This window comes from Jejubacter calystegiae (assembly GCF_005671395.1).
GTDB lineage: Bacteria > Pseudomonadota > Gammaproteobacteria > Enterobacterales > Enterobacteriaceae > Jejubacter > Jejubacter calystegiae.
The window spans coordinates 4,600,769-4,619,796 of sequence record NZ_CP040428.1; the positions used below are offsets into that span (position 1 = coordinate 4,600,769).

At 59.2% G+C, this 19,028-nt stretch carries 13 protein-coding genes; 8 read left to right on the top strand and 5 right to left on the bottom strand.

The annotated features are described in order from the left end of the window. Window positions 1-134: 134 nt before the first annotated feature. From asmA to alkA, 4 genes are all read right to left on the bottom strand, one after another. The gene (gene asmA / locus FEM41_RS21620; RefSeq protein ID WP_138098318.1) at window positions 135-1,979 is read right to left on the bottom strand and encodes an outer membrane assembly protein AsmA; all 1,845 of its coding nucleotides are present in this window, start codon (window positions 1,977-1,979) and stop codon (window positions 135-137) included. A gap of 28 nt (window positions 1,980-2,007) precedes the next feature. Further along, window positions 2,008-2,589 carry a dCTP deaminase gene (gene dcd, locus FEM41_RS21625; RefSeq protein ID WP_138098320.1) on the bottom strand — a complete coding sequence of 194 codons (582 nt, stop codon included), beginning with the start codon at window positions 2,587-2,589 and terminating at the stop codon, window positions 2,008-2,010. A 60-nt stretch (window positions 2,590-2,649) separates the two neighbouring features. After that, window positions 2,650-3,291: a uridine kinase gene (udk, locus tag FEM41_RS21630; RefSeq protein WP_138098322.1), complete on the bottom strand. Its 642-nt coding sequence runs from the start codon at window positions 3,289-3,291 to the stop codon at window positions 2,650-2,652. 171 nt (window positions 3,292-3,462) lie between these two features. After that, window positions 3,463-4,308, bottom strand: a complete 846-nt coding sequence (gene alkA / locus FEM41_RS21635; protein ID WP_138099293.1) for a DNA-3-methyladenine glycosylase 2 — start codon at window positions 4,306-4,308, stop codon at window positions 3,463-3,465. Window positions 4,309-4,472: 164 nt separating this feature from the next. Here alkA and yegD point away from each other — a divergent pair, with 164 nt between their 5' ends. Then, a complete protein-coding gene (gene yegD, locus FEM41_RS21640; protein WP_138098324.1) occupies window positions 4,473-5,825 on the top strand; it encodes a molecular chaperone in 1,353 nt (450 codons plus the stop codon). An 819-nt stretch (window positions 5,826-6,644) separates the two neighbouring features. On the opposite strand, the gene FEM41_RS21645 is transcribed toward yegD, so the two are convergent. Next, window positions 6,645-6,998 (bottom strand): methyl-accepting chemotaxis protein, encoded by a 354-nt coding sequence (locus tag FEM41_RS21645; RefSeq protein WP_138098326.1) that lies wholly within the window; start codon window positions 6,996-6,998, stop codon window positions 6,645-6,647. Between the two features lie 458 nt (window positions 6,999-7,456). Between FEM41_RS21645 and FEM41_RS21650 the strand changes: the two genes are divergently transcribed. The 7 genes from FEM41_RS21650 (at window position 7,457) to FEM41_RS21680 (ending at window position 19,016) form a co-directional block, all read left to right on the top strand. Beyond that, complete coding sequence (locus FEM41_RS21650; protein WP_138099294.1) at window positions 7,457-8,713, top strand: MdtA/MuxA family multidrug efflux RND transporter periplasmic adaptor subunit; 1,257 nt, start codon at window positions 7,457-7,459, stop codon at window positions 8,711-8,713. Then, window positions 8,713-11,835, top strand: a complete 3,123-nt coding sequence (locus tag FEM41_RS21655; RefSeq protein WP_138098328.1) for an MdtB/MuxB family multidrug efflux RND transporter permease subunit — start codon at window positions 8,713-8,715, stop codon at window positions 11,833-11,835. The genes FEM41_RS21650 and FEM41_RS21655 overlap by 1 nt, the downstream gene beginning before the upstream one ends. Then, on the top strand, window positions 11,836-14,916 hold the full coding sequence (mdtC, locus tag FEM41_RS21660) for a multidrug efflux RND transporter permease subunit MdtC (protein WP_138098330.1): 3,081 nt from the start codon (window positions 11,836-11,838) through the stop codon (window positions 14,914-14,916). 3 nt (window positions 14,917-14,919) lie between these two features. Then, a complete protein-coding gene (mdtD, locus tag FEM41_RS21665) occupies window positions 14,920-16,335 on the top strand; it encodes a multidrug transporter subunit MdtD (RefSeq protein ID WP_138098332.1) in 1,416 nt (471 codons plus the stop codon). Further along, window positions 16,332-17,723, top strand: a complete 1,392-nt coding sequence (baeS, locus tag FEM41_RS21670; RefSeq protein WP_138098334.1) for an envelope stress sensor histidine kinase BaeS — start codon at window positions 16,332-16,334, stop codon at window positions 17,721-17,723. Before mdtD ends, baeS begins: the two co-directional genes overlap by 4 nt. Further along, window positions 17,720-18,442: an envelope stress response regulator BaeR gene (gene baeR / locus FEM41_RS21675; protein ID WP_138098336.1), complete on the top strand. Its 723-nt coding sequence runs from the start codon at window positions 17,720-17,722 to the stop codon at window positions 18,440-18,442. Before baeS ends, baeR begins: the two co-directional genes overlap by 4 nt. A gap of 310 nt (window positions 18,443-18,752) precedes the next feature. Continuing rightward, complete coding sequence (locus FEM41_RS21680) at window positions 18,753-19,016, top strand: hypothetical protein (protein WP_138098338.1); 264 nt, start codon at window positions 18,753-18,755, stop codon at window positions 19,014-19,016. Window positions 19,017-19,028: the final 12 nt, after the last annotated feature.

The following is a 19,028-nucleotide window of genomic DNA, read 5'->3' on the forward strand; positions in this document are numbered from 1 at the left end:
CAGCCAGTCCCCTCTCCCTTTTGTGTGCGAGGGAGTCTCCAGCCTGTCCCCTCTCCCCTTTGTGTGCGAGGGAGTCTCCAGCCAGTCCCCTCTCCCCTTTGGGGAGAGGGTTAGGGTGAGGGGTGAGGGGTGAGCTACATATCCTTCAACAGCTTCTGCAGATCCTGCCCTTTACGGCTCTCTTTATTACGCTCCGCCCACTCTTTCAGACGCTGCTTCGCTTCATCGCGCAAGTGGTTGCGCAGCCCTCTGTCTACCTGCAGGTTGTAGTTCAACTGGCTCCATGGACCATAGATACGCAGCGGGATCGGCGTCTGTTTCAGGGTTTCCACCAGCGCGCTGTCGCCGCCCCAGCCGTCAATCACCCGTACGTTAAACAGCGCGTCGCACAGCTCTTTGGCGAGATCCAGGGTGCCGCTACCTTCCAGCGCCAGCACCTGTGAGCTGCCCGCCATTTTCTCAAGCGTCAGAATGCCCTTATCCAGCGAGGCGCTGGAGTGAAACTGGTTCATAACCGTCGCGGTTTCATACTCCTGCTGCGCCGAAACATCGTTATTCTCACGGGTCACCGCCTGCTGAACCAGCTGCTGGAAGTTCATGCCCTGCAGCCGGGCATTACGCATATCAATGCTGGCCTTCCCCTGCCAGTTATGGCGGAAGGCTTCGGCATCCAGTTGGCTGCCGGAAAACTCGCCGGACATCGAAAGCTGGCCCGACACCGCCAGCGGATAATCGAAGGCCGTCAGCAGCGGCGCCATCTCGATATTTTCTACCTGAGGCCGAAAGTTGACCAGTGCCTCGTCGCTGCGAACATCCACGCTGCCCGGCAGCGAGATCTTCCCGTTACCCAGCCGTCCTTCCAGCTTATCGATATTCAGCACGCCGCCGTTATTGACCATATGGCTGGCGACATCGCTAAAGTTCAGACCGCGCCAGCGCAGACCGGCAAGCTTCAGATCAATCTCGCCGCTGAAAGCGTGCAGCAAACTGTACTGGGGCTCGTCACCGCTACTGGCAATCACCGGTCGCGGACGCACCCGGCTCTGCCCCTGCTGGTTGGTGACGGGCGTTCCATCTGCGCTGGCGCGGACCATCAGTGCATCCAGATTCAGATTATCCGATGCCAGATCCAGCTTCCAGACCGGCTGCTCGCTCAATACGACGCTCAGCGCGCCGCGCAGCGTGCTATCGTTGGCGGTCATGGAAAAGTCGTTCAGGCTCAGGCGCTTTTCCGGCTCTCGCCACAGCGCCTTAAAGCTCCCCTGCCCGCTGATGCCCTGCTGCGGCAGATCGGCCCCCTGGAGCTGGTACTCCAGGCGGGTGAAATTCGCGCTCAGATTTTCGGGATAGTCGCTGGCATCCAGACTTGCATCCATCGACAGCGTCAGATCGCGCTGATCGCGGTTGATGCGCCCGCTAAAGGAGAGCTGACCGCGGTGATGCTCATCCTGCTCCATCTGCAGATTGATGCCGCGCACCGCCACCTGTTCATCATCGCCGTGCTGGAACACCAGCAGGCTGTCGGCCACCTCAAGGCGACCGATATCAAAAGACCAACCCCGGGTTTCATCCCCCGGCGCCCGGGTGGAGCCTGGAGCCACCGGCGCATCCGCCGGGCGTCGCTCCTCGCTCTGGGGCGTAAGTTGAATCACCGCCCCTTTCAGCATCACCTGACTGACCTGCAGACGATGAGAAATCAGCGGCAGAAGATCGACATCGAGACGCATATTATCCGCGCTGACCAGCGGCTGACTGGCACCCGGCGCGGTTAACGACATCCGCCCCGAGAGAATGCTGAGCTGCGGCCAGACGTGCCAGCGTAACGGGCCGTTAAGCTTCAGCTGATATCCGCTGCGCTGTTCAACCTGCTTTACCATGTAGCTGCGGAAGTCATTAGGATCCACCATCACCACCAGCGCGGTAAGACCGGAAACCAGTACGACCAGCAGTATCATCAGCGTGGTAAGAAATCGTCTCATTACGTCCTCAAATGTGCGTGCGTTCCAACTAATCCTTGTCGATACGGCTGGCAACGGCGCCCTGCTGGTCGCGATATTTCGCGTCCTGGCGTCGGTTATAAGGCCTTGCCGCAGGCCCGGACAGCGGTTCGAAGCTCAGGGCGCCGATAATCATACCGGGGCGCAACGCCAGCGGCAGTTTTCCAGAGTTGTAAAACTCCAGCACGATATGGCCCTGCCAGCCTGGATCGATACGGTGAGCGGTCACGTGCACCATCAGCCCCAGACGCGCCAGCGACGAGCGGCCATCCAGCCAGCCGACCAGGTTGTCCGGCAGGCGCACCGACTCCAGCGTTATCGCCAATGCCAGCTCTCCGGGGTGCAGGTAGAAGGCATCTCCTTCCGGCAGCACAATCTCATCGCTCATGACCCGATCCAGAGCCGCGCTAACTTCGGCCTTCGGACCGCTCAGATCGATAAACGCCGCCGTGTGACCGCTGAAGGTGCGGAATTTATTGCCCAGGCGTACGTCAACGGTCGCGCCGTTAATCCGTTCCACCGGCGGGCGCGGCGTGATGGCTAAACGGCCTTCATCGAGCCAGGCTTCGATATCACGATCGCACAGACGCATCTTTTATTCTCCTTAAGTCGGACGGAAGGGGCGCACAATATGCCGCCCCCTCGGGCGATTTTACTCAAAAAACTGACTGATTTTGGCCTTCAGAATATCGATGGCAATGCGGTTTTTACCCCCGCGTGGCACAATAATATCCGCATACTGCTTGGAAGGATCGATAAACTGCAGGAACATCGGACGCACCGTCTTTTGATATTGTGCCATTACCGAGTCCATAGAGCGACCACGCTCATTCACGTCGCGACGAATACGACGCATCAGACAAATATCCAGCGGTGTGTCGACGAAAATCGAGAAGTTCATTTCCTGGCGCAGGCGCGCATCGGTCAGCAGCAGAATCCCCTCCAGAATAATCACTTTTTTCGGTTCGAAATGGACGGTTTCCTGAGTACGGGTATGCTCCACATAGCTGTAAACCGGCAATTCGATACTTTTCCCCTGCTTGAGCATTTGCAAATGCTGAAACAGCAGATTGTGATCCATGGCATTGGGGTGGTCGTAATTGGTCTTAATCCGCTCCTCCATGGAGAGGTGACCCTGATCTTTGTAATAACAATCTTCTGGAATAACACCAATGTGTTCATCGCCAACCTGATCGCGCAGCTCACGGTAGAGCGTACTGGCGATAAGACTTTTCCCTGATGCCGATGCGCCGGCGATCCCAACGATGACGCATTGATGAGACTTGTCAGTCATAAATTAAACGACCTGATTCACTGAATAATATGTCCTTCCTGGCTCAGGTTAGCTCTGTGAACCCGCTACAGCGCAAACCCTGAACAGTCAGGATAAGTTAAGAAAGGTAGCGCGCTTATGCCCGCCGCCGCAATTATAGGGATTTCACGCATTTGATACCAGACAAAACCATCAGGCGGCTAACCAGCCATCGCTGTTCCAGATATGCAACAGCGCATAGCTGCGCCACGGCTGCCAACGTTCGGCATAGCGGCGAATCTGCCCTGGCGTCATTCCTGCAAAGCGCTGCTTCACCAGATAATCATCCGCCAGGAACACGTCCGGCGCCTGCCAACCGCGCAGAGCGAAATAGCTGGCGGTCCAGCGCCCGATGCCTGGCAGCTGTATCAGCTGGCGAATCCCCTGCTCCACCGATGCCGGTCGTTCAAGCGGGAATTCCCCGGCAGCGCACAGCGCGGCGATATGAATTATCGCCCGGGCGCGCTGGAGCGGCATGCCCAGCGGCCGCAGCTGTTCCGCCGCCAGAGAAGCCAGACGCCGGGGTTCAGGAAACAGATGCCAGCCCGGATTCCCCGGCAGCGGCTCGCCGAAGGTTTGCGCCACTCTGGCGGTCAGCTTCGCGGCCATCGCCACGCTCACCAGTTGCCCCAGCACGGCGCGCACCGCCTGTTCGAAAGGATCGATACACCCCGGCAGGCGCAGACCGGGGCGGCTGGCCGCCAACGGGCCCAGTCCGGCCAGGGTCGGCGCCGGATCGTGCGCCAGATCCAGCAACCCTCCTATACGTTCACTCACCTGACGCGCGACCGGCGCCAGCCCTGGCGTTAGCCCCACCCGCAACCGATGGCGCGCCGTATCGGGCTCCAGGGTCAACAGCCCGCTATGCCCCATAAGCGACAGACTGCGGCAATAACGCTCTGGCGTGACTAACTCCAGCCCTGCGCAGGCACGCGCGCCCAGGAAGGCCAGCATCCAGTTCCAGTCGTAGGGGGGCGTATAATTTAGCTCCAGCGTCAGCATAACGGCTCCTCAATCTCCATGTTCTTTGATTCAGCATAACGGGCCGCGTAGCCTGACGCTTTGCTTTTTTATTCCGCGGCAAGCCCGCCAGAAATATTGCCGGATGTCGGACATTTCGCTAAAGTCGCCCCCCTTCTTCGAGACCCGACCAGGAATTAACGATGCTTACCGGTTTTGACTATGGCACCGCCAACTGCGCAATGGCCGTGATGCGCGACGGCATCCCTGAAATGCTGCCGCTGACGCCCCAGGGGAATCTGCTGGCGTCAATGATCTGCGCCCCCACCCGCGAAGGCATCAGCGAATGGCTGTGGCGTCATCACCAAATCTCTCCGGGTAGCAACGAAGGCCAGGCGCTGCTTAAGCGCGCGATGAGCTATAACCGCGAAGAAGACATCGCTATTACCCCCGCCAGCGTGCTGTTTGGCCAGTCGGCGCTGGACCTTTATATGGACGACCCGGAAGAGGTCTGGTTCGTTAAATCACCGAAATCCTTCCTGGGTGCCAGCGGCCTGAAGCCACAGCAGGTAGCCCTGTTTGAAGATCTGGTCTGCGCCATGATGCTGCATATTCGCCAGCAGGCAGAGGCCCACCTGGACCAGGAAATCACCGCCACCGTCATTGGCCGCCCTGTCAACTTCCAGGGGCTGGGCGGCGATGACGCGAATGCTCAGGCTCAGGGCATTCTGGATCGTGCCGCAAAGCGTGCGGGTTTTGGCGAGGTGGCATTCCAGTATGAACCGGTCGCCGCCGGGCTGGATTTTGAAGCGACGTTGAGCCATGAGCAACGGGTGCTGGTGGTGGATATCGGTGGCGGTACCACCGACTGTTCACTACTGTTGATGGGACCCCAGTGGCTGAATTCCCGGGATCGCGACGCCTCGCTGCTCGGCCACAGCGGCTGCCGGGTGGGCGGTAACGATCTGGATATCGCGCTGGCCTTTAAGCAGCTGATGCCGCTGCTGGGCATGGGCGGCGAAACGGAAAAAGGCATCGCCCTGCCGACCCTACCCTGGTGGAACGCGGTGGCTATCAACGATCTACCCGCCCAGAGCGACTTCTACAGTCCGGCCTGCGGGCGGTTACTGAGAGACCTGGTGCGCGACGCCCGTCAGCCCCAACAGGTTGAACGGCTATTGACGGTCTGGCGCCAGCGCCTGAGCTATCGTCTGGTGCGCTGCGCCGAAGAGAGCAAGATTGCGCTGTCGGATACCGCACGGATTGCGACGCGCCTTGACTTTATCAGCGATGCGCTTATCGCCGATATCGATAGCCAGGGGATGGAGGCAGCGCTGAATCAGCCGCTGCAGCGCATTCTGGAGCAGGTCACTCTGACGCTGGAGTCCGGCAGCGAGATGCCGGATGTCATCTATCTGACCGGCGGCAGCGCCCGTTCGCCGCTGGTTCGCCAGGCGCTGGGCGCCCTGCTGCCCCATATTCCCATCGAGGGCGGGGACGATTTTGGTTCCGTTACCGCCGGACTGGCCCGTTGGGCGCAGGTGATTTTTCGCTAATGTATAAAAAGGGGGCCATCGCGCTTTAGCGTGAAGCTGAAGTTATCGGTGACTGCCCCATCTTCCGGGTGAATATGTAGCGCAGGAGAAGGTTCCGTTCACCTTAAGATGATTTTGCTTATGTCGATAGCTGAGCCGGTGAACGGGTCAGGGGGCCTTACGCGTCCGGCCCCCTGACAACCCCCGGCGCCCGGCGAAAAAAATGCCCTTCGGGTCCCCTCCGTGCTCCCGGCTCTCTTAACGGGACCGGGCGCGATGTAACGTCCCTGTAAGGCGCTCCCTCGCCCCGCATCCCTGCGGAGCGTCCCTGAGAGCCGGAATCCCGTCGGCATTTTTGAGCCGGGGGAGTGTTGCTGCCTTTCATCTCCTGCCCAAATTAATCAGGAAAAGCATTGTCGGCGTTATTAAAGAAAACAGCGTGAAGCGATGAGGGTGTTATTCCCGGCTTAAAAAACGCCGGAGCGTTCACGGAGGGCCGGAGGAGCGACAGGGACGTCGCTCCAGGGCGAGGTCGCCAGGGAAGGCGACTCTCGCCCGGTCCGAAAAGCCCAGAGTGATAGGCGGAGGGGGCCGCGCCAGCGGCGTTTTTTACCGCCGGAGAGCCCGGGTCGCCAGGGGGGTGGCGACTGAGCCCCCCTGGCCCGTTCACCGGCTGTAAATCCACAGAGAAGCAGTTACGTAAAGTGAACGGAACAGCCCACCACATCATCATATTCTGCCGGTTTTTAGCTTCCGCTTTCAAACATTCCACGCTAATTCGCAATTAACCAAAATAAGGGCCCGCCATCACGCCAGGCCCTCACCCTTTATATCATCCACTTAAATCTTAAACTGTCCCACCACCTGAGCCAGCTCGGTCGCCTGTTTCTGCAACGCCCCGGAAGAGGCCGAAGAGGCTTCAACCAGCACCGCATTCTTCTGCACCATGCTGTCGAGTTGCGCCACCGCCTGATTAATTTCGTTAATGCCCGTCGTCTGTTCCTGCGCCGAACGGCTGATCTCACTCATCATTACGGTAACCGATGAGACGCTGTCTACCACTTCCTGGATGGTATTGCTGGCCTGTTGTACCTGCCGGACCCCGGCACTCACACAGTGCACGGTGTTCTCCACCAGCTCGCGGATCTCTTTGGCCGCCTCGGCGCTGCGACCGGCCAGAGGTACGGATAGAATTAAGCATGATTTCTCCGGAAGTCAGTAATCCGTTACTCCAGAGCAATCTATCGCGAGCATTGATAAAAAACTTTATAAGCCCCACCGTACTTAGAGGGTAGATGTCTCTGATTTTCACCGGGGTTTAGCGCCACTCTGTAGCACTCAGGTTGATGACAAAGAGGGAAAAAGCGTGGTTTTTCCCTCTTTATGGTTGAGCTGACGAAAATCAATAAATTGATTTTCCTTGTTTATTTTTCTGGTGATTCTGGCCGAACGAGTTCGGCCAGGGGTTTGTCATCAGTCTCAGTGCTACTCTGTAGCACTCTGATAACCTGCGTTGTAAAGCCTGATAACAACTACCTCAGGAACCAGACTATTCCTGAAGGCCATTCCATATTTCCTCCATTTTTCCCTGCCTGACGCCGTCTAAACTAGTACCATTACGCCAAATCGTTTCAGGGTAGAAGACGTTAATGATGAAAGGCTCTAAGAAGAACCGCTGGATGTGGCTGGCGGGCATTGTGATTATCGTGCTGGCAGCGCTCTATTTGTGGCGTTCGCACACCTCCAGCGACGGTAATTCACCTCCTCAGGCCGCCGGGCAGCAGAAACCCGGCGCAGGCGCACGCGGTGGGCGCGGTATGCGCGCCCCGGCGCCGCCGGTACAGGCGGCCACAGCGACAAGCGAGTCGGTTCCGCGCTATCTCACGGGCCTTGGCACCGTCACCGCCGCTAATACCGTTACGGTACGCAGCCGGGTTAACGGTCAGCTGATGGCTATCCACTTTCAGGAAGGCCAGCAGGTAAAAGCGGGCGACCTGCTGGCGGAAATCGATCCCAGCGAATTCAAGGTGGCCCTCGCCCAGGCCCAGGGCCAGCTGGCGAAGGATCGCGCAACGCTCGCCAACGCCCGCCGCGATCTGGCTCGCTATCAGCAACTGGCCAAAACCAATCTGGTTTCTCGCCAGGAGCTGGATACCCAGCAGGCGCTGGTCAGCGAGACCCAGGGAACCATTAAAGCCGATGAGGCTTCGGTCGCCAGCGCCCAGTTGCAGCTCGACTGGAGCCGCATCACCGCCCCTATCGATGGCCGGATCGGCCTGAAGCAGGTGGATATCGGTAACCAGATCTCCTCCAGCGACACCACCGGCATCGTGGTTCTGACCCAGACCCACCCCATCGACGTCGTTTTCACCCTGCCGGAAGGGGATATCGCTTCTATTCTGGCAGCCCAGAAGGCGGGGCAGACCCTGAGCGTCGAAGCCTGGGATCGCACCAACAAGCAGAAGCTGAGCGCAGGCAGCCTGTTAAGCCTTGATAACCAGATCGATGCCACCACCGGCACCATCAAACTCAAGGCGCGCTTTGCCAATCAGGATGACAGGCTGTTCCCCAACCAGTTCGTCAATGCCCGCATGCTGGTGGATACCCAGCATGACGCGGTCGTTATCCCTTCCGCGGCGCTGCAAATGGGTAACGAAGGCCACTTCGTCTGGGTGCTGGGTGACGGCAACAAGGTCAGCAAACATCTGGTGACCACCGGCATTCAGGACAGCGAAAAAGTCGTCATTACCGGCGGGCTTTCCGCAGGAGACAGGGTTGTGACCGACGGTATCGATCGTCTGACCGAAGGTGCCACGGTGGAAGTGGTGGATGCCCACGATGCCGAAACCAGCTCCGGTAAACGCGCCTCGCCGAAAGAGAAAGGCGGCGCTCAGGGGGCGGGTTCCTGATGCAGGTATTGCCTCCCAGCGCCACCGGCGGCCCGTCCCGCCTGTTTATTCTGCGCCCGGTCGCCACCACTCTGATGATGGTGGCTATCATGCTGGCCGGTATTATCGGCTATCGCTTCCTGCCGGTGTCGGCGTTGCCCGAAGTGGACTACCCCACCATTCAGGTAGTGACCCTCTACCCCGGCGCCAGCCCGGACGTAACTACCTCCGCCATTACCGCGCCGCTGGAGCGCCAGTTCGGCCAGATGTCGGGGCTTAAACAGATGTCCTCCCAGAGCGCCGGCGGCGCATCGGTGGTCACCCTGCAGTTCCAGCTCACTCTGCCGCTCGATGTGGCGGAGCAGGAAGTGCAGGCCGCCATTAACGCCGCCACCAATCTGCTACCGGGCGATCTGCCTAACCCGCCGGTCTACAGCAAGGTGAACCCGGCGGATCCGCCGATTATGACCCTGGCCGTTACCTCCTCCGCCCTGCCGATGACCCAGGTTGAGGATATGGTGGAAACCCGACTGGCCCAGAAAATCTCCCAGGTTTCCGGCGTGGGTCTGGTCAGCATTTCCGGCGGTCAGCGCCCGGCAGTGAGGGTAAATCTTAACGCCCAGGCGCTGGCGGCCCTTGGCCTGACCAGCGAAACGGTGCGTACCGCCATCAGCAACGCTAACGTTAACTCCGCCAAAGGGAGCGTGGACGGCCCGGCCCGTGCCATTACCCTTTCCGCTAACGACCAGATGAAGTCAGTGGAAGAGTACCGCCAGTTGATTGTGGCTTACCAGAACGGTTCGCCGGTGCGACTGGGGGATGTGGCAACCGTAGAACAGGGTGCGGAAAATAGCTGGCTGGGCGCCTGGGCGAACAAAGATCAGGCGATTATCATGAACGTCCAGCGTCAGCCGGGCGCCAATATCATCGATACCGCCGACAATATCCGTAAGCTGCTGCCAACTCTGAAAGAGAGTCTGCCCAAATCGGTAAAAGTGGAGCTGCTGACCGACCGCACCACCAATATTCGCGCCTCGGTGACCGATACCCAGTTCGAACTGATGCTGGCTATCGCGCTGGTGGTGATGATCATCTATCTGTTCCTGCGCAACGTGCCCGCCACCATTATTCCCGGCGTAGCGGTACCGCTGTCGCTGGTAGGCACCTTTGCGGTGATGGTCTTTTTCGACTTTTCGATCAACAACCTGACGCTAATGGCGCTGACCATCGCCACCGGCTTTGTGGTGGATGACGCAATCGTTGTGATCGAGAATATCTCGCGCTACATAGAAAAGGGCGAGAAACCGCTGGCCGCCGCGCTGAAAGGGGCGGGAGAGATCGGCTTTACCATTATCTCCCTCACCTTCTCGCTGATTGCGGTGCTGATCCCGCTGCTGTTTATGGGGGATATCGTCGGTCGTCTGTTCCGCGAATTCGCCATTACGCTATCGGTGGCAATTCTGATTTCGGCGGTGGTATCCCTGACGCTGACGCCCATGATGTGCGCCCGCATGCTGAGCCACGAATCGCTGCGTAAACAGAACCGCTTTTCCCGGGCCAGCGAGCGGATGTTCGATCGCATCATCGCCGCCTACGGTCGGGTGCTGAAGCGGGTGCTAAACCACCCGTGGCTGACCCTGGGCGTGGCGCTGGGCACCATGGCGCTGACAGTGCTGCTGTGGGTGATGATCCCCAAAGGCTTCTTCCCGGTGCAGGATAACGGCATTATCCAGGGCACCCTCCAGGCGCCGCAGTCGGTCTCTTTCGAATCCATGGCAGGCCGAAGCCGTCAGGCGGCAGATGTGATCCTGAAAGATCCGGCGGTAGAGAGCGTAGCGTCCTTTATCGGGGTAGACGGCACCAATCCGGCGCTCAACAGCGGCCGTCTGCAAATCAACCTGAAACCGCTGGATGAACGCGACGATCGGGTCAGTACCGTCATCGCGCGTTTGCAGCAACAGGTGGCAAATCTGCCGGGGATCTCACTCTATTTACAGCCGGTTCAGGATCTGACCATCGATACCCAGGTGAGCCGCACTCAGTATCAGTTTACGCTACAGGCTACCTCCCTCGACGAGCTCAGCACCTGGGTTCCGAAGCTGATGGATAAGCTGAACACCCTGCCACAGCTTGCCGATGTCAGCAGCGACTGGCAGGACCAGGGGATGGTGGCATACGTTAACGTCGACCGTGACTCAGCCAGCCGTCTGGGCATTACCATGTCAGACGTGGATAACGCGCTGTATAACGCCTTCGGCCAACGGCTGATCTCCACCATCTACACCCAGGCCAACCAGTACCGGGTGGTGCTGGGGCATGACACCAGCACCACGCCGGGACTGGCGGCGCTTGACCATATTCGCCTGACCAGCAGCGACGGCGGCATCGTCCCGCTAAACGCTATCGCAAAGGTCGAGCAGCGCTTTGGGCCGCTGACTATCAACCATCTGGATCAGTTCCCGTCGACCACCATCTCGTTCAACGTACCGGACGACTATTCGCTGGGCGACGCGGTACAGGCGATTAACGAAGCTGAACAGTCCCTGAACTTCCCGAGTGATATCACCACCTCGTTCCAGGGCAGCACCCTCGCCTTCCAGGCAGCGCTGGGCAGCACGGTATGGCTGATTGTGGCCTCAGTGGTAGCGATGTATATCGTGCTGGGGGTGCTGTACGAAAGCTTTATTCACCCCATCACCATTCTTTCCACCCTGCCTACCGCCGGAGTCGGCGCCCTGCTGGCGCTGATGCTGGCGGGTAACGAACTGGATGTGATCGCCATTATCGGCATCATCCTGCTGATCGGCATCGTGAAGAAGAACGCCATCATGATGATCGACTTTGCGCTGGCGGCGGAGCGCGAACAGGGCATGGCCCCTTATGAGGCCATCTATCAGGCCTGCCTGCTGCGTTTTCGCCCGATCCTGATGACCACCCTGGCGGCACTGCTCGGCGCGCTGCCGCTGATGCTGAGTACCGGCGTCGGCGCCGAACTGCGCCGCCCGCTGGGGATTGGCATGGTGGGCGGTCTGCTGGTCAGCCAGGTACTGACTCTGTTCACCACGCCGGTCATCTACCTGCTGTTCGACCGCCTGTCACACTGGACCCGCAGCCGTTTTCCTAAGCGTGAAGAGGAGGCGTAAGTGAAATTCTTCGCCCTCTTTATTCACCGTCCGGTGGCTACCATCCTGCTCAGCGTCGCCATTACGCTGTGCGGAGTGCTGGGCTTCCGGCTGCTGCCGGTAGCGCCGCTGCCGCAGGTGGACTTTCCGGTGATTATGGTCAGCGCTTCGCTGCCTGGCGCTTCGCCGGAAACCATGGCCTCTTCGGTGGCGACGCCGCTTGAACGCTCGCTGGGCCGCATCGCCGGAATCAACGAGATGACCTCCAGCAGCTCGCTGGGCAGTACCCGCATTATTTTGCAGTTCGACTTCAGCCGCGATATTAACGGCGCGGCCCGTGACGTGCAGGCGGCGATTAACGCCGCCCAGAGCCTCCTGCCGAGCGGCATGCCCAGCCGCCCGACCTACCGCAAGGCTAACCCGTCGGACATGCCTGTCATGATCCTGACGCTCACCTCGGAGACTTATTCCCAGGGCGAGCTGTACGACTATGCCTCGACCCAACTGGCTCAGACCATCGCCCAGATCGACGGCGTGGGCGACGTCAGCGTCGGCGGTAGTTCCCTGCCCGCCGTCCGGGTGGCGCTGAATCCCCAGGCGCTGTTTAACCAGGGGGTCTCGCTGGATGCGGTGCGCAACGCCATCAGCAACGCCAACGTGCGTCGCCCCCAGGGAGCGGTGGAAGACGATACCCGACGCTGGCTATTGCAGACCAACGACGAGCTGAAAACCGCCGCCGAATATCAGCCGCTGGTGGTGCACTACAACAACGGCTCCGCGGTACGCCTGAGCGATGTCGCCACCGTGACCGATTCGGTACAGGACGTGCGCAACGCCGGGATGACCAACGCCAAACCGGCCATTCTGCTGATGGTGCGCAAAACGCCGGAAGCCAACATTATCGAAACCGTGGACAGGATTCGCGGCAGGCTGCCGGTACTGCGTGAAACTATCCCTGCCGCCATCGACCTGCAGGTAGCGATGGATCGCTCCCCCACCATTCGCGCTTCGCTCTCTGAAGTGGAGCAAACCCTGGCGATCTCGGTGGGGCTGGTGATTCTGGTGGTATTCCTGTTCCTGCGCTCCGGCCGCGCCACCTTCATTCCGGCGGTGGCCGTGCCGGTATCGCTCATCGGCACCTTTGCGGCCATGTACCTGTGCGGCTTTAGCCTGAATAACCTGTCGCTGATGGCCCTGACCATCGCCACCGGCTTTGTGGTGGATGACGCTATTGTGGTGCTGGAGAATATCGCCCGCCACATTGAGGCGGGGATGAAGCCCCTGCAGGCGGCGCTCCAGGGGGTGCGTGAAGTGGGCTTTACCGTGCTCTCCATGAGCGTATCGCTGGTGGCGGTGTTCCTGCCGCTGCTGCTGATGAGCGGCCTGCCAGGCAGGCTGTTCCGCGAATTCGCCGTGACGCTCTCGGTCTCTATCGGTATTTCGCTGGCAGTCTCGCTGACCCTGACACCCATGATGTGCGGCTGGCTGCTGCGCAACAGCGACAAGCCCCAGCATAATCGCGGTATCGGTCGGCTTCTGAATGCCATGCAGCAGGGCTACGCACGCTCCCTTAAGTGGGCGCTTAACCACGCCCGGCTGGTGGGCTGCGTGCTGCTCGCCACCATCGCCCTTAACGTCTGGCTTTATATCACCATTCCCAAAACCTTCTTCCCGGAGCAGGACACCGGTGCCCTGATGGGCGGCATTCAGGGGGATCAAAGCATCTCGTTCCAGGCGATGCGCGGTAAACTGCAGGACTTTATGACCATCATCCATGCAGACCCGGCGGTAGATAACGTCACCGGCTTTACCGGCGGTTCCCGGGTCAATAGCGGCATGATGTTTATCACCCTTAAGCCGCTGTCGGAGCGCCTTGAGAGCGCCCAGCAGGTGATCGACCGGCTGCGTAAAAAGTTGATGAAAGAGCCCGGTGCCAGCCTGTTCCTGATGGCGGTGCAGGATATTCGGGTGGGCGGACGTCAGTCCAACGCCAGTTATCAGTACAGCCTGCTGTCTGACGACCTTAGCGCTCTGCGCGAATGGGAGCCGAAGATCCGTAAAGCGCTGGCGGCGCTGCCTGAGCTGGCGGACGTCAATTCGGATCAACAGGACAACGGCGCGGAGATGGATCTGGTCTACGATCGCGACAGCATGTCGCGGCTGGGCATTGACGTTTCCGATGCGAACAACCTGCTGAACAACGCCTTCGGCCAGCGTCAGATCTCCACCATCTACCAGCCCCTGAACCAGTACAAAGTGGTGATGGAGGTGGACTCGCGCTATACCCAGGACGTCAGTTCCCTCGATCAGATGTTCGTTATCAATAACGACGGTAAGCCTGTCCCGCTGTCGTACTTCGCCAAATGGCAGCCTGCCAACGCCCCGCTGTCGGTGAATCATCAGGGGCTGTCGGCCTCGTCGACTATCTCCTTTAACCTGCCGACCGGGGTCTCGCTTTCCGAAGCCAGCGCGGCTATCGACAGGGCCATGACTCAGCTTGGAGTGCCTTCATCGGTGCGCGGCTCTTACGCCGGGACCGCCCAGCTATTCCAGGAGACCATGAGCTCTCAGGTGATCCTGATTCTGGCGGCCATCGCCACGGTTTATATCGTGTTGGGGATCCTGTATGAAAGCTATGTTCATCCGCTGACCATTCTTTCCACCCTGCCTTCGGCCGGGGTCGGCGCCCTGCTGGCGCTGATGCTTTTCGGCGCCCCTTTCAGCCTGATTGCGCTGATTGGGATTATGCTATTGATTGGCATTGTGAAAAAGAACGCCATCATGATGGTGGACTTCGCCATCGAGGCCCAGCGCCACGGAGATCTGTCGCCCCAGGAGGCCATCTTCCAGGCCTGTCAGCTGCGCTTTCGGCCGATTATGATGACTACCCTGGCGGCGCTGTTCGGCGCCCTGCCGCTGGTTATCTCCAGCGGCGACGGCGCAGAGCTGCGCCAGCCGCTGGGCATTACCATCGTCGGCGGTCTGGTAATGAGCCAGTTGCTGACGCTCTACACCACGCCGGTGGTCTATCTGTTCTTTGACCGTCTGCGGCTGCGCTTTACGCGCCGGAGCAAGCGCGAGAAAGCACTGATGGGTGAATAAACGATGACCGAGCTCCCGAATACGGTTCGCTGGCAGTTGTGGATTGTCGCCTTCGGCTTCTTTATGCAGTCGCTGGACACCACCATTGTCAATACCGCGCTTCCCGCCATGGCTCAGAGCCTGGGGGAAAGCCCGCTGCGTATGCATATGGTGATTGTCTCCTATGTGCTGACGGTGGCGGTGATGCTGCCCGCCAGCGGCTGGCTGGCGGACCGGGTCGGGGTGCGTAATATCTTCTTTAGCGCCATCGTGATCTTTACCCTGGGCTCCCTGCTATGCGCTCTGGCCCCCACCCTTAACGCCCTGATTATGGCCCGGGTGGTTCAGGGTATCGGCGGTGCCATGATGGTGCCGGTAGGGCGCCTGACGGTGATGAAGATAGTCCCTCGCGAGCAGTATATGGCCGCCATGACCTTCGTGACCCTGCCGGGTCAGGTCGGCCCGCTGCTCGGTCCGGCCCTGGGCGGCCTGCTGGTAGAGTACGCAAGCTGGCACTGGATCTTTCTGATCAATCTGCCTGTCGGGATCGCCGGTGCTATCGCGACTCTGTGGCTGATGCCCAACTACCGGATGCAGACCCGGCGCTTCGACTTTAGCGGCTTCTTTCTACTGGCCTTCGGTATGGCGGCCATTACCATCGCTCTGGATGGCAGTAAGGGCCTGGGTATCAATCCTCTGTGGCTGGCGCTGCTGGTCAGTTCAGGTGCGGTGGCGCTGATGTTCTATCTGCGTCACGCCCGTAGCAATCCCCGGGCGCTGTTCAGCCTGAACCTGTTCCACACCCGCTCTTACGCCATCGGACTCACCGCCAGCCTGTTCGCCCGCATTGGTAGCGGAATGCTGCCCTTTATGATTCCCATCTTCCTTCAGGTAGGGCTGGGCTTTTCGCCATTCCATGCCGGTCTGATGATGATCCCTATGGTGCTGGGCAATATGGGGATGAAGCGTATTGTGGTTCAGGTGGTCAACCGTTTTGGCTATCGTCACGTGCTGGTGTTCGCCACCCTGGCGCTGGCGTTTATCGCCGTGCTGTTTATGACGGCCGGACTGCTGGGCTGGACCGCCTCATTGCCGCTGGTGCTGTTTATGCTGGGCATGGTCAACGCCATGCGTTTTTCGTCAATGAATACCCTGACCCTGAAAGATTTGCCGGACAGCCTCGCCAGCAGCGGCAACAGCCTGCTGTCGATGGTGATGCAGCTTTCTATGAGCCTGGGCGTGACCCTGGCCGGTCTGCTGCTGGGCCTGTACGGTAGCCAGCATCTGTCCGTCGACAGTGGCGCCGCCCACCACGTCTTTCTCTACACCTGGCTGACCATGGCGGTGATTATCGCCCTGCCCGCGCTACTGTTCGCCCGGGTGCCAAAGGACAGCAGTAAAAATGTCGCCATCGCACGGCGCAAAAGGAGCCCTGAATGAAACGCTGGCGACCCGGCATTACCGCCAAACTGTTCTTTGCCATTTTCGGCACCTGCCTGCTGGTGCTGATACTGATGCACCAGGCGGTGCGTATCAGCTTCGAACGCGGTTTTATCGACTACATCAAACACGGTAACGAGCAGCGATTATCTCAGTTGAGCGACGCGCTGGCCGAACAGTACAGCGTTCACGGCGACTGGAGTTTTCTACGTCATAACGACCGTTTTCTGTTTCGGCTGCTGCGCTCGTTTGAACACGACCCCAATTCCGAAATGCCTCCCCACGGCTGGCGCACCCAGTTTTGGGTGACGGATGGCAACTTCCGCCGTTTAGTGGGGCCGCCGGGGCACATTCCGCCGGATGGCGCCAGCCAGCCGGTGCTGGTGGGCGGGAAAACCGTGGGCTGGGTGGTTTCATCGCCGGTGGAACGCCTGACCCGTAGCACCGACATCAACTTCGACCGACAGCAGAAGCGCACCAGTTGGCTGATCGTCGGTCTGTCGATCCTGCTGGCCGCCGGTGCCACCCTGCCGCTGGCGCGCGGCCTGCTAAAACCGGTGAAAAAGCTGGTAGACGGCACCCATAAGCTGGCGGCGGGGGACTTCACCACCCGCATTCCGGTAGGCCAGGACGAACTGGGGCGGCTGGCTAACGACTTTAACCAGTTAGCCAGCACCCTGGAAAAAAACCAACAGATGCGGCGCGCCTTTATGGCGGATATCTCCCACGAATTGCGCACGCCGCTGGCGGTGCTACGCGGTGAGCTGGAGGCGATTCAGGACGGCGTGCGCAACTTTACGCCGGAGACCGTCTCATCGCTGCAGGTGGAGGTCGCCACTCTCACCAAACTGGTGGACGATCTGCATCAGCTTTCCCTTTCCGACAAAGGGGCGCTGGCCTATCAGATGAAACCGCTGGATATCGTGGCGCTGCTGGAAGTGGCCGCCGGGGTGTTTAAACAGCGGTTCCGCAGTCGCGAACTCAGCCTGCGCCTGGCGCTTCCGGAACAGGTTACCCTGCCCGGCGACGCCGATCGCCTGCTCCAGCTATTCACTAATCTGCTGGAAAACAGCCTGCGTTACACCGACGCTGGCGGCGAACTTAAGGTCAGCGGCACGCTACACGGCAGAAACTTTGTGCTTAACTTCGCCGACAGCGCGCCCGGGGTCACGGATGAGCAGTTAGACAAACTGTTCGAGCGCTTTTATCGCACCGAAGGCTCCCGCAACCGCGCCAGCGGCGGCTCTGGTCTGGGTCTGGCTATCTGCCAGAACATTGTCCATGCGCATGGCGGCACCATTGAGGCTACCCATTCACCTTCCGGCGGGGTATGCATTAGGGTAGAGTTACCGCTGGATCCCGATTTACAGAGAAGTCAAAGCGTATGACTGAATTACCGATTGATGACAATGCGCCACGCGTACTGGTGGTGGAAGACGAACCCAAACTGGGCCAGTTATTGATCGACTACCTGCGCGCCGCCAGTTACGCGCCCAGCCTGCTGGCCCACGGCGATGAGGTGTTGCCTTATGTTCACCAGACGCCGCCGGACCTGATTCTGCTCGACCTGATGCTGCCGGGCACCGACGGCCTGACCCTGTGCCGGGAAATTCGCCGTTTTTCCGATGTGCCCATCATTATGGTCACCGCCAAAATCGAAGAAATTGACCGCCTGCTGGGGCTGGAGATTGGCGCCGATGATTACATCTGCAAGCCCTTTAGCCCACGGGAAGTGGTGGCGCGGGTTAAAACCATTCTGCGTCGCGTACAGCCTAAGCGCGATGCGCTAAATGCCAGCGACAACCAGCCGCTGATTATCGACGAAGGCCGCTTCCAGGCAAGCTGGCGCGGCCAGGTGCTGGACCTGACCCCCGCCGAATTCCGGTTGCTGAAAACCCTGGCGACCGAACCCGGCAAGGTGTTTTCCCGGGAGCAGTTGCTTAACCATCTCTACGACGATTACCGGGTAGTGACCGATCGCACCATCGACAGCCATATCAAAAACCTGCGCCGCAAGCTGGAAGCCCAGGATGCCGAACAGGCCTTTATCCGCGCGGTTTATGGTGTGGGCTATCGCTGGGAAGCCGAGGCAGGCCAGGTGGTGTAATTGTCTCTTCCTGACCAGTGTTGTATTCACAGGACTGGTCATTATCGAATGACCTCTCATTCCTGCTTATTATTGTTTGCATTCTCCCCACGCAACGATTAAATAAAACATCACTCTCATGTTGTCAGTCCCGCTAAATTCGTATCGTTTTCGGAGCGCGAATCAATAAAGAGATTTATTATTTAATAGAAAACGCGATTAACCACCATTTAAAAATAGATTATTCCGAAAACCACATCGAAAGGAAGTACTGTCTTAGTTCGCTGGCCGCGCTATGTATCGCAGGGCCCGCCGGGACAGGGATAGCGCCATGGAAATCCGGGTATTTTACTCAAAGGGAACAACAACGAATATCTACGCAAAAGATCATCTTTCATCTGCTGATAAAGAAAAACTAACGGCACAGTTTTTTAAAAAACACCCTCTGGAAATTCGGGCCCCGGACGTATATCAGGCGCTGGAAAAACTCAGACATGGAATAAAAGAGAACCATTCGGCACTGAGAGAATTTCCCGGAAACTGGCTAATCGATGCCGTTATTATAATTATCATTTATATGCTTAACGTCTTTTAATCCGCCGTTGGA